Annotated in this window: 13 protein-coding genes; all 13 read right to left on the minus strand. The window is 40.9% G+C overall.

Features of this window, described 5'->3' with window-relative positions:
* Nucleotides 1–431: 431 nt before the first annotated feature.
* Genes CS369_RS12450 through CS369_RS12510 form a run of 13 tightly spaced genes read right to left on the minus strand, consistent with a single transcriptional unit; the run spans nucleotide 432 to nucleotide 12,339 of the window.
* Complete coding sequence (locus CS369_RS12450; protein ID WP_196907333.1) at nucleotides 432–1,637, minus strand: acyl-CoA reductase; 1,206 nt, start codon at nucleotides 1,635–1,637, stop codon at nucleotides 432–434.
* A complete protein-coding gene (locus CS369_RS12455) occupies nucleotides 1,621–2,703 on the minus strand; it encodes an acyl-protein synthetase (protein ID WP_374191060.1) in 1,083 nt (360 codons plus the stop codon). The genes CS369_RS12450 and CS369_RS12455 overlap by 17 nt, the downstream gene beginning before the upstream one ends.
* Nucleotides 2,690–4,129 carry an AMP-binding protein gene (locus CS369_RS12460; RefSeq protein WP_196907335.1) on the minus strand — a complete coding sequence of 480 codons (1,440 nt, stop codon included), beginning with the start codon at nucleotides 4,127–4,129 and terminating at the stop codon, nucleotides 2,690–2,692. The genes CS369_RS12455 and CS369_RS12460 overlap by 14 nt, the downstream gene beginning before the upstream one ends.
* Complete coding sequence (locus tag CS369_RS12465) at nucleotides 4,092–4,757, minus strand: MBL fold metallo-hydrolase (protein WP_196907336.1); 666 nt, start codon at nucleotides 4,755–4,757, stop codon at nucleotides 4,092–4,094. The genes CS369_RS12460 and CS369_RS12465 overlap by 38 nt, the downstream gene beginning before the upstream one ends.
* Nucleotides 4,758–4,782: 25 nt before the next feature.
* Nucleotides 4,783–5,826, minus strand: a complete 1,044-nt coding sequence (locus CS369_RS12470; protein ID WP_196907337.1) for an N-acetylneuraminate synthase family protein — start codon at nucleotides 5,824–5,826, stop codon at nucleotides 4,783–4,785.
* 21 nt (nucleotides 5,827–5,847) lie between these two features.
* On the minus strand, nucleotides 5,848–7,626 hold the full coding sequence (locus tag CS369_RS12475) for a thiamine pyrophosphate-binding protein (protein ID WP_196907338.1): 1,779 nt from the start codon (nucleotides 7,624–7,626) through the stop codon (nucleotides 5,848–5,850).
* Nucleotides 7,627–7,652: 26 nt separating this feature from the next.
* Complete coding sequence (locus tag CS369_RS12480; protein ID WP_196907339.1) at nucleotides 7,653–8,126, minus strand: 3-hydroxyacyl-ACP dehydratase FabZ family protein; 474 nt, start codon at nucleotides 8,124–8,126, stop codon at nucleotides 7,653–7,655.
* 11 nt (nucleotides 8,127–8,137) lie between these two features.
* Nucleotides 8,138–8,377, minus strand: a complete 240-nt coding sequence (locus tag CS369_RS12485) for an acyl carrier protein (protein WP_196907340.1) — start codon at nucleotides 8,375–8,377, stop codon at nucleotides 8,138–8,140.
* 30 nt (nucleotides 8,378–8,407) lie between these two features.
* On the minus strand, nucleotides 8,408–9,544 hold the full coding sequence (locus CS369_RS12490) for a 3-oxoacyl-ACP synthase III family protein (protein ID WP_196907341.1): 1,137 nt from the start codon (nucleotides 9,542–9,544) through the stop codon (nucleotides 8,408–8,410).
* 17 nt (nucleotides 9,545–9,561) lie between these two features.
* Entirely contained in the window at nucleotides 9,562–10,302 is a 741-nt protein-coding gene (locus tag CS369_RS12495) for an SDR family NAD(P)-dependent oxidoreductase (RefSeq protein WP_196907342.1), read from the minus strand.
* Nucleotides 10,299–10,523 (minus strand): phosphopantetheine-binding protein, encoded by a 225-nt coding sequence (locus CS369_RS12500; RefSeq protein ID WP_196907343.1) that lies wholly within the window; start codon nucleotides 10,521–10,523, stop codon nucleotides 10,299–10,301. Before CS369_RS12500 ends, CS369_RS12495 begins: the two co-directional genes overlap by 4 nt.
* A gap of 20 nt (nucleotides 10,524–10,543) precedes the next feature.
* Nucleotides 10,544–11,185, minus strand: coding sequence for a hypothetical protein (locus tag CS369_RS12505; RefSeq protein WP_196907344.1), 642 nt, complete (start codon nucleotides 11,183–11,185; stop codon nucleotides 10,544–10,546).
* A 44-nt stretch (nucleotides 11,186–11,229) separates the two neighbouring features.
* Nucleotides 11,230–12,339, minus strand: coding sequence for a DegT/DnrJ/EryC1/StrS family aminotransferase (locus CS369_RS12510; RefSeq protein ID WP_280514784.1), 1,110 nt, complete (start codon nucleotides 12,337–12,339; stop codon nucleotides 11,230–11,232).
* Between the last annotated feature and the right edge of the window lie 158 nt (nucleotides 12,340–12,497).

The following is a 12,497-nucleotide window of genomic DNA, read 5'->3' on the forward strand; positions in this document are numbered from 1 at the left end:
TGATCTGGTGTTCGGTGAATCGGGCTTTACGCATGGCGATCTCCTCAACGGGACATAATCAGTGTGTCAGAAGATCTCTAAAAGTGAATGGTTCGGTTTACCGGGATACTTACACTATCAGCCCTTCACGAGGATGGCTTTATGAAGAGCAGTCTGCTAGGTGGGTTAGTCGCTTTGCCTGGCATGCAGACGAGGCTGTTTAGCTTTATTACTCAATAGCCCATACCGGTGAACTAAAAATCTTCACGCAGCGACATATCATTGAATGACAGACCTCTGCAATCGTAGCGAAACACAACGCCTATTGCATCGATTTGTCTAATTCTGAAAGAAAAAAGTCCCGGTTTGAGGCCAGGACTTTTAGAGGGAATATGCGTAAATTTATTGCCTGATTTATCTCAATGAATTGAGCGGCAACAACAGATCAAGTTTTAGAGTGTAAGATTGATGGTCCGTGAGAGCGTGTAAATCAGGTCATAACCATCCCATTGTAAACTGAAGTCCATACTTCTTCCCATAGGAACAATACGATCGACACCTTTGGGTTGATACTGAGAAAGAAAGCTAGCAAGCGTGTTATTGGTTACTCCCAACACAGAAATTGTCTGACAGCGCTCATCACACACAGGATATATTTCACTTATATCATGCGCCAGATACTCCATAAAATAGCCACCAGCGCCAGTGAAGCTCATCGTTTCCTCATCCAGAGAGTCCAACTGGACACGATAAACCAGATTTCTATCCCCAGATACTTTCGTTATCCCTTCACGTGCACTACTCAACAGGCAAAACTGAGTCAATTTTTTGATAGCAACGGCTTCCTGCAGGATATATCTCTCCTGAGAAAATGCTTCAAATTCAGCCCAAAATGTCGCACGTGCCGAGTTCACCTCATCATCGTGACCTAACCAGATAATTAACCCTGGCGAAGTGCAGGCATTTTGATCCGTCAAGAAAGTATCATTATAAAAATGCTCAGCTACAGCACGTTTATCCGGTACTGACAAATAATGAGCCGTATCCACCAATGCAAAAGAATAACGATTTGCGAAGGCAATATCGATGCTTCGCGCTAGCATAGGTGATTCGCGGAGCGCCATGATCGTGGCGTCACCTCCCCAGATCAACCGGCTATGACAACGTGCAGAAAGCCAATCATTAGTTGCTTTATCACGCTCGTAACGTATCAGGCAAATATAAGGTGAAATCTGCGGATACTCTTGCAATGTCATCTTTATTTCGTGACAAATGATATCTACCTGCTGAAAATCACGCGATGGCACCCTAACCACATTCGCATTGCCACTCAACAGCCCTGCAACCAGCGAGTAGGCGAAGTTGACGGCAACGTTCGAGGGGGCGATGTGAAACGCGACACCACGTCCCCAACGGGTCGACAAATCCGGGTATCCCTGTTTCATGCTTAATACAGAACTCTTGCGGCACCAAAAAGCAAAACTGATCATATCAGGATAGGTTTTCGCTAATGGATTAAGGAATAATCGTTTTGCCAGACTGTTCAAAAAATCGATGATTTCTTCATCAAAAAGGGAGCGCGCGCGCAAACGATTCATCTGCTGGAGTGCAGTGATATTCCCCACCAAAAAAGAGGTGTTCTCAAAATTGTGCTGCATAGGTATCACTACATCCTCGCAGTTCAGCATTTTTTACACGCCCAAGAATCTTGAAGTATTTGCCCTTACGACCACAGGGGCAATTGTCTTCTCCCAATATGACGCCCCGATCTTCAGTAATAAGAGAGTGCCCAGGATATGATTCGGGGAGCAGAGACAGCACCTGGATAATGCCCGGCTCTCCCTCAGCACATACCGAAAAATCGTTGTGATTGCGAATAATAATATCGGAGAAAATACTGGCATGCAGATGGCCTTCTTCACATTGCATGTAGATACAGCCGGTTTGTTCAACCATCCCATAATAATCGTGGACGCGTTGTATGCCACAAACTTGATTCAATGCAGCAACAAACCCAGCAGGAGAGACTGCTTCAGACTGTAATTTTTTCCAACCTCCACCATGGATTAATATGCCAGATGAGAGATCTATTTTTTTATCGTTTGCAAGCAGCTGCTTATAAAAATGCTGCCATACCATAAAGGTAAAACCAAACAGCAAGATAGGTTTACCACGATGCTTATCCAGAAAAGCAAGGATTGTTGGAAAATCTAACGCCATATTATCATCCAACGCATAGGTCCTATCAGTACCAAAAATCGAAAAACCGAGGATACCGGCACCACGGGCCGAAAAAAGTCGACGATCTTTCATGACCGATTGAGAATCGATAATCAACAATGGCAATCGCGATGGGCCAATAAAATCATTAAGAATCTTTACCAAAGTCTTTTGTTGATTAGCAGCAGTTGCTTTATTTAGAAATATCTTGGAAACACGTTGTCCAGTGGTGCCTGAAGATGTCATTGTTTTTACGATCTGGTCCGAAGCAACGCTGGAAAGCGCCATCTCTTTGAATAAAGAAACAGGAATAAAAGGAATATCTTCAACTGCCTGATAATTGACCTGTGCCAGGTTCAAACCATTAAAAATGCGACGGTAAGCCAAACAATGCGCATAATGATGCGCCGTCAGATCGGATAAACGCGGCAAAACCAAAGCGTGCTTTTCTTCTCTATTAAGTGAGTAAGGCAAGGAATGAAGAATATCATCATATTGCATTATAATATGCTTCCAGTTGTGAGTAGAGCGTTTTTCCCGCTCCATTTTTTGGAATGCTTTCGAGCGTGATAATCTTGAAGGCGATATGATTCAGTTGAGTCTGCTCAACCAAGAAACGTTTAACTTGGGCGCTAACACTATCATCCGTAATAAATACATACATTCTGTCATCAATGCCCGCACACGCACAGTGAATATCGGGAAAAGCGTCACGAAGTTCTACTTCAACCTCATCTAAACCGACTCGATTGCCAAAAATTTTGAGGAACCGTTTTTTCCGTCCCACAACATAATAATATCCTTCACTGTCAAAGCGAGCCATGTCACCGGTAGAAAGGCGCCCTTGAAATTCATTTCCCTTTTGAAGATCCTCACAGCATTCCGCGTACCCTAATACAACATTGTCCCCCCAATAAATCAGCTCACCAACCTCGCCCTCTTGGGCAATAAGGTTTCCTCGTTCATCACAGAGTGCAAATTCTCCTCCGGGGATCGCTTTACCTATACTGCCACATTTATCGATGGCTTTATCGGAGGGTAGGTACGCCATACGAGCCGTTGCTTCAGCAGCACCGTACATTACGACAAAAGATTTATTGTTATCTTTCGCATAATGCGCAAATACGCGGTGCAAATCAGGAGACAATTTCCCCCCTGCTTGCGTCAACGTTTTTAAATCAGGCAATGCTAATGATGTGAAACGGAGTCTTTTCAACATCTCATAAGTGAAAGGAACGCCAGCTAAAGACGTAATGCAATATTGTGTCATCTGAGCCCAAAAGTCTCTCTGCATCACTGTCGCTTTCGTAAGAAATAAACTAGCCCCACGACTTAAATGAGAATTAATGATCGAAAGCCCATATGTATAATTCATAGGCAATGACGTAATAGCTCTTTCAGAGGCTGTAATGTTGAGATATTCAACAATAGATGTAGTATTAGCTGCCAAATTGTTATAACTTTGTCGGACTAATTTTGGACTACCCGTCGAGCCTGATGTGGTCAGCAGTAATGCCAATTCATCATGCATATCTGTTTGTTTTTTGGAAACACTTAACAACGAATATTCATGTGCTGTATAAAGAACAGGATAGGAGAATCGGTCAGATAGAGCTTGAGGAACATATATATAGTCAGGCTGATAAATTAATATATAATTATTAAGTTGTTCCTCGTTAATATCCTCATTGAGCATTAATGATACATGGCCACATTTTAATGCCATCAAATATCCGATTAATGACCCCAAACAGTTAGCACTCAAGTTAAATATCAATGATCTTTTTTTTACATTCTGAGCAAGTCTGGAGCAAAATTCATCAAGCTCTCGATAAGAGACTGTATTACCTTGCTCAGTAACAACGGCAGTATTGTCAGAATATTTAGAAAAGTCAAAAATTATGAAATATCTCCTTAAGCGTGCCTTCATCTCCATGACCAGGAAAACAAAGCATATCCTCATCTAATGACTTTAGAAAAGGTAGGGTAATATTATTATAGTCTTTTGTACTTCCCCCGGGGAAACGCGTGATAGCAGGGATTTTTTTCAACAACGAGTCACCGGTAAAAATCATTATTTCATCAAAAATAATTACTGCACTCCCTTTAGAGTGACCTGGTGTAGATAAAAACTTTATTGTTCTTCCTTGCCATTGGTGAATGTACTCTTGAGAAAAGGTTATATCCGCTGCACATACATATTGAGGGAAGATTTTATTAAATTCATCAGCCGTATTGGTATTATTGATTCTATCTTGTTCAGCAAGGATAAAGGATAATAACACCGGGCGATTATTCTTTTCTATTGCTATAATCTGAGCACAAGAATCCTGACAGATCACCGTAGAATTGGCAAATGTCCGAACCCAATTAACCCCTGATGTATGGTCAGGATGCTCATGCGTCAAGAGAATCAGGATATCATTGATATTCTGTGATATTAATAAAGCGTGTAGCTCATCACTCTGGTGCGGATCGATAACAATCGCTCGTCCATTATCTACGATGAAATACATATTGGCGTTAATATAAGGATAGACAAAACGCCTCACTGTCACGCCGTTAACCGTACAAGTATACATGTTAGTTTAATTTTTCAACAATATCTTCACCCGAGACTAAATTGTCTGCTTTAACATCCTTCTTCAGGGTGTATCCCGCCAATTGCTCGATCCACTCAGGGGCGAGACCCGTTCCAGGACGTTTAACATCAAAATTTTCGATTTGCAGCTGATGTCCGGCCGGTAAATCTCGAATAAAAACCACACTACGACGCATCTTTTCACGCTGAGCCAGTTCTAACACAGAAACGACGCGAGTTTCGCTCCCCATACTCAGATAAACATTATTGCACTGATCAACCAACTGTTTCATCTCATCCGGTTCAATGGCCATGTTGTTATCCATCCCCATTTTGGTTTTATCCAGAGTAAGATGCTTTTCAATGACAGTGGCTCCTAACGCAATCGATGCCGTTGGAATCTCCACACCTAACGTGTGATCAGAAAAACCGACGGGATAGTCTTTAAAAAGTGCTTTTAGACCTACAATATTATTAAGATTAATCGTTTCCGGTGCGGCAGGATAAATTGACACACAGTGCAATAGAATAATTTGTTGATTATTCTGTGATGTAATGGCGTCGACAGCCTTACGCACTTCTTCGATATCAGCCATCCCTGTCGATAAAATAATAGGAACTTGCTTACTCGCGATGTATTTAAGATAGGGGTAGTTATTCACATCCTGCGAAGCTACCTTGATAAAAGGTACTCCACATTCATCTACAAGAAAATCCACTTCATGTCGAGAATAAGGCGTTGAGGCAAATGCAATGCCTACACTCTGACAGTATTTTGCCAATTCTAATAACTCAATTTCGGCAAGGGAGAATTTTGAAATGATTCTTTTTGCAATCGGATTACTGTCATAATAGTTCTTTGAATAGAGCGAATCAGCAGACCAGGACTGGAATTTTACGCAGTCACACCCAGCCATTCTAGCACTATCAATCATTTTGCGCGCTATTTCAATATCACCATTGTGGCTTGAATTAACTTCAGCAATAAAATACGGTTTGTTCCCACTACCAATACACTTTCCATCTTTTAACAACACATCCGGCATAGCAAACCTCTTAGCTAAATTTTATTGATCGATAGGGTCAATGATCATTTCTGATAAAAACAACGTACGTTCAAGAAATGGTGCCTGATCTTCCAATGGACGCTGAGCGAAACGACCTTTACTGGTGCGAACATACGATGTATTAATATATTCTTGATCCTCAGTGCACATGACCTCACAAATAACGGGGCCTTCGTGACTCAGAACACGCTCTATTGCTTCATTAAGATCTACAGACGTTTCCACTTTTTCATAATGAAGACCAAAACACAGGGCTACCTTTGAAAAATCGGGACATGACACTCCATTATCCGCATCGGTGCCAATTGTGCGCGTTCTAAATAAATCAACCTGCCGTTTTCTGATTACCGCGTAACAATTATTATTAGCTACAATGATTTTAATAGGCAACTGATGGTGGGCTATTGTTTGCAACTCCTGCAAATTCATCATAATCGAGCCATCACCAATCACCGTAACCACTTGCTTATGAGAGCTTAAATAGGCACCGATAGCAGCGGGCAACGCGTAGCCCATCGCCCCTTGAGAAGCAGGATGTAAGCATTTTTGTTGTTTCTGGAACGAGATCGTAGTCGGTAAAATCAACTCTTCCAAGCCTGAATCAGTCACAAAAACTGCGTCATCAGCCAAATGTTCCGAAAGTATATCAGCTAAATAGTACAGATCGATCTTGTCGCTTTTGGTATATTTTTCTTCGCACTTGGGAAATATTTTCTTGTAATGGAGGCATTTTTCAGCCCAATCACTCCAGGTAACAGTAATGTTTCTCTGATTGATTTTTTCCAAAAAAATGCCCGCGTCAGATAATATTAACTTTTCAATCTTGATGTTATCTTTGCGAAATTCGTTTTCATCGATATCAACAGCAACAATACGCGCAGCACGAGCAAATTTTTCCGGGTTAGACCCAGTAGTCATTGATGTCATACGAGCGCCAATTATGACCAATAGATCAGAATTTTGCATAGCAAAATTCGCAGCCCGGTTGGTTGCCATTGTTCCTACAGCACCAATGGATAATTGATGCTCGGACCTATAAACATCTGTAGCTGATGCGCAATATACAACAGGAATCGACGTTTTTTCGATGAAGTCACTGAAAAGTGATTGTGCTCCCGCCGAGCGAACACCGCTGCCAATGACCACAACAGGCCGCTGAGCGCCAGCTAACGTTTCGCACAGCCAATCAATATCTTCATGTGAGGCACTTAATTTAGCCTCAGTGGGTGTATAACGCTCAAGCTCTTCTTCCTCAACGCGCATATTCTGAATATCTAAAGGGATATCAATCCAAACAGGTCCTTTGCGTCCATGCTGGGCCATATAAAGCGCTTTATCCATTTCCACTGCAATTTGGGTAGGATCATCGATCATTACCGCATATTTGGTAATTGGTTTTACCAAACTAATGATGTCGGCTTCTTGCTGACCATAGGTTCGTATAGGTAATCCTGTGTAATCGACTGTTTCTTTTAAAGTATTCTGCCCAGAAATGATAACCATGGGAATATCATCTTGCCAGGCACATAGCACAGGGGTTATCGCATTCGTCGCTGCACAACCGGTTGATACCAAACAGGCCCCTAATACCCCATTAACTTGGGAATAGGCCATGGCGGCGTAAGCGCCAGCCTGCTCATGGTGAACGCAAACACAGTTAAGTTCCTGATGCTTAGCTGCAGCATCAGATAAATACAGGACACCTCTACCTGTCACCATAAATAGATCGTCCACACCCGATTGGTGCAGCCGTTGCATCACGTAATCAGAGACGCGCATAATGAGAAACTCCTACGAAATAAAATCTACTTTGGAAGATAAAGGTTTAGCGTATCAGGCACAGCAACAACCAACTCAACCTGACAAACAACCTCACCATTGATAAACCCAGTAGATTTCCCTTTCGCAATCCCTCTGGAATAAGAATCAAGTTCAGCCACAATATCCAAACGTTTTCCTGGAATAACCTTCTGTTTAAAATTTGCATTTTTAACAGATAAGAAACCTGTCTTCTTTCCTTTATTCTCTGGTTTTGTTAAGAAAGTCATCAAAAACACTTGTGTCAGCGTTTCGATAAGAATAAAACCAGGAACAACAGGCTCGTCCTCAAAATGAGCGGGGAAAAACCATTCATTGTAAGTAAAGTTTTTAAATCCTCGAGCATTTTTACCAGGAATGGCTTCTTCAATAGCATCAACAAAAAAACAAGGAAAACGATTTTGTTGATATTTCTGGATCTCTAAAGGCCCAAGATCGCGCAGAATACTGATGTCACTCATCGCTGTCTCACTTAAATTTCAACATTATACTTCTTAAGTATTTCAATTCCTTTTTGGAAGGAACTTAAATCAACGATGTCATCTGTATCAAGCATAATGCCAAAGTCGTCTTCTAATGCGGCAATCAACCCCATGTGACCGACTGAATCCCACGCTTCGATAGATTGATACTTAAGTTCCTCAATGCCATTTTCATTCTCAATATCAAACGTTGTAACAAATGCAGATTTATATTTTTCAAAATTAGACATGATAACCTCTATATTGTACTTTACTTAAAATCAATCTTCGTTTTTTATAAATTTAACCCACTCAGAGATCAGCTGATCTCTTGATTGGATACAGTCAGGTGTTTTATATAAAGTAACACCACCGTTTATCGTATCGGACAGATCCAGCTTACAACTCGCAACCGAAAGTCCAACACCAAAAGAAACGAAAAGCGTACTATTACTTACTTTACCAAACATTTGGTCGCAATAATTAACCAGCACAGATGTGCCACCACAGTTTCCATATTTAGAAAATGTTTCAGCTGAAGCTTTATATTTGGGTAACCCAGCATGGTTAATAATGGTTCTAACAATTTGTCCATTCGCCTGATGGATAGCAAAAAAATCAATTTTTTGATAGCTACTTTTTGCATATTCAATAACTTTACTGATCGAGTCCGGTGCATTATCTATAGCAAACTTAAAGACATCACCACCTTGCATCACCGAATCTGACAAGTGATACGGGTTTCCGACAGGATCCATGATTTCCAAATCTACAATATCACGTTGAACAGGCAGTCTAAAACCACCCGCTGGCGTGACAATTTTTTTCCAATCTTTGCCTAAACTTTTTAGGTGAAAAAACGATTCATATTCTTTGTCAGAGCGGTCAACCAAGATAGCGGCTCCCGCATCGCCAAACAACATATTTGCGTTTCTATTTCTTACATTTGTAATAAGACTACTTGAAGAACCTTCAAGTACTAAACATTTTTTTGATGCCCCGCTTTCAACCAGAGAATGCGCCAACCAAAGCGCATAGATAGCATCGGTACATCCCAGGCCACTGGTGTCGAAACAAGCACACTCCTCAGATAACCCTAACTTCCCCTGAATAATACATGCATCTGAGTTTCCGATATAATCATGGTTGATAGATGCCATAATGAGAGTATCAATCTCATTGACATCAATATCCATCTTTTTTATCAGCACTCGCGCAGCTGCCTCACATAAATCAGCAGCCGTAACGCCATCGGATACAACATGACGCGTGCCTAAACCTAATATTTTTTTATTTCGACTAAGTTTGGCGGCATCATTTTCATAAAATTTAATTTCATCATCAATATTTTTTTGATTTTCTGGCAAAACACAAAAAATAGTAGAAACCTTGGCATGCTTGAACGTTGACAATGACATATCAATGACCTCTCTGATTAAAAACTTCCACAATCTACAACATAATTTTGAGCTGTGATCCAAGCTGACTTATCAGAAAGTAAAAAAATTATCATTTCGGATACATCATCAACTGCTCCGATCCCCATTGAATATTGTTGATGCTCAGTGTTGTATTTTTCTACCATTGCCGTTGTTAAAGGCGTATCTATCGTTGACGGTAAAACACAATTGGCTCTGATTCTAGAGGGCGCCAACTCTTTGGCTATGCACCTTATCGATGCACAGAGTGCTGCCTTACTTCCAGCGTACTCGGTATGTCCTCTGTCACACAATTGTGCAGCGACACTGGACACGAAAACCATAGAACTTCCTGCATTATTATTAACACGGCGATCGGAGAAAGCTTTAGCCATCATCAGCGGTGAGAAATAATTAATCGCGAACGTATCCTTTATACCTTCGTAAGAAAGGCTTCGTAAAAGCACAATATCGGAGATGCCTGCACACCACGCCAAGCCCTGCATTTTCCCATAGTGGTCTTTCAAGGCCTGAACATAACTCGACATCGTTTCAATATTTTCAGCTAACTCTTTAACTTCAGAGAAAATATAGTGCGGGAATTGACTCTTTTCTCGCACTTTTTCTAATCGCTCCCGGTTTCTGCCTACAGCAATGACCTTGGCACCCAATGCGTTCAACTTTAAAGTAACTGATTCGCCGATGCCAGATGATGCTCCGGTAACAAGGAATACCTTTCCGCTGAAAAAATCACTCATAGCGTGATATTTGCCATTTTTACAATTTCGCTGAGGTCTTTAATGTTTTTATAATCGGCCATGGTCGTTTTGGCACCGAAATTACGCTCAAGAAATGCCATCATAGCCATGATAGAAAGCGAATCCCAGTCAGCAAGACTTGGCAGATGAGTATCCATGCTCAAAACTTCATCCGTCTGCAATAATTCCTGAACTTCTGATAAAAATTCTTTCTCAGTCATGATTGTCGCTCCAATTATCATCAATTATTCACTTTAACTGCCGGATTACCAGACATATAGCAGTTATTACCACAGCCCTTATAAACCACAGACACAGGAACTATCGTATTTTCGTTTCCAATACGTGATTTAGGAAGTAAAACTGAAGATGTTGCAATAATATTTTCACTTCCAACCTTAACATTTCCAAGGACACGGACGTTAGGCGATATAAAATTAAAGTCACCAATAATAGCATCATGCCCAACTTCGACGCCGCCATTAAACAAATTTCCGTTTCCAATATGAACATTGGTTGAAATCAAAGTTCGTATGGCTAAAATATTACCATCACCAAGCTCACTGTGCGGAAATAAAATACATGATGGGTCAATAATATTTGGCATTTTCACGCCGCGATTCTTCAGATAAGTATATATACTTTTTCTTATAGCAGGCTTTGCTACGCCGATCACCGCACAATCGTTTTCCTCAAATACAAAACCATCTACGTCACAAACATATAACTCTTTGTATTCTTTATAATTTTCAGGATTGTCGTATCCGTTATGTCCGAGAAACCCACCAAATTGGATTTTTTCACCCGCTTGCATCATCCTATCTATATATGAATAGACTTCGCGAGCCAGGCCATCACCACCAACAATAAAAATACGATTCATATAATCATTCCATACCCAAAAGACAAAAAAGCGAATATACAGCGCTAGTCGTCTCCAGCTGTTGCATTTTTGATTAGTGAGATGATTTTTTCCTGCTCTTCTATATCTAAATCTGGATAGATAGGAATACACAGTACAGAATTGGCAATACTGACAGACTCAGAGAGATCTCCCCTTTTATGCATCTTATACATAGGGAAATCACTTATCAGGGGGTAGAAATAACGGCGAGCAAAAACACCTGCAGCTTTCATTTTGTTGTAGAGTGCGTCTCTGCCACAAGGGTAGCGATTGTCTATAAATATAGGAAAGTACGCATAGTTCCATTCAACATTGTCAGGAACATCAACTATTCTGATACCCTCTATATCAGATAAGACATGACAATACCTTTCAGAAATGGATTTTCTCAACTCAAGTGCTTTGTCGATATATTGTAACTGTAACAATCCAAACGCTGACTGAACTTCATTCATTTTGCCATTAATTCCTGGCGCTACAACAGTCACTTCATCGGTAAAACCAAAATTCTTAAGGTAATCAATTCGTTTTTTTGTTTTCTCATCAGGACAAATTATTGCCCCACCCTCAATGGTGTTAAATACCTTCGTGGCATGAAAACTCAGTATTGATAAATCACCATGGTTAAGAATGCTGACACCCTCTTTTTTGACACCAAAAGCGTGTGCTGCATCATAAATGACCTTCAACCCATAAATATCTGCGATTTGTTGAATACGCTCAACATCTGCGGGTATCCCGTAGCAATGCACAGGTAAAATTGCTGACGTCGCTGATGTGATCAGTTGTTCAATTTTTTCTGGATTGATATTGCACGTTTTAGGGTCGATATCAGCAAATACAGGCGTCAAACCATTCCACAACAACGTGTGTGATGTCGCAACGAAAGAATAGGGTGTTGTTATCACTTCCCCCGTAATGCGTAAAACTTGTAATGTAGTCAACAACGCCAGGGTACCGTTGGAAAAAACGCTGATGTACTTGACACCCAAATAGTCAGCCAATTGCTGCTCGAACTGCTGGTGAAATGGACCATTGTTAGTTAACCATTTGTTATCCCAAATTTTTTCTAGATACGGGACAAACTCCTCCAAAGGAGGAAGCAGCGGTCTATTGACATAGATATTTTTCACGCTAATGCTCTCCACGATTCATTCTTATCTTTTTTAGGCACGCTACCGCCCTGCCTTACGCTACCAGAGAACCACACCACTTTTGCTTGCCCATACCTTTTGTGCTGTAATTGATGGCGAGTACAGCCATCAATTACATATTGAGAAGTCATTGCCAG

Source organism: Candidatus Symbiopectobacterium sp. 'North America', from assembly GCF_015762685.1.
In the GTDB taxonomy this organism is placed as follows: Bacteria; Pseudomonadota; Gammaproteobacteria; order Enterobacterales; family Enterobacteriaceae; genus Symbiopectobacterium.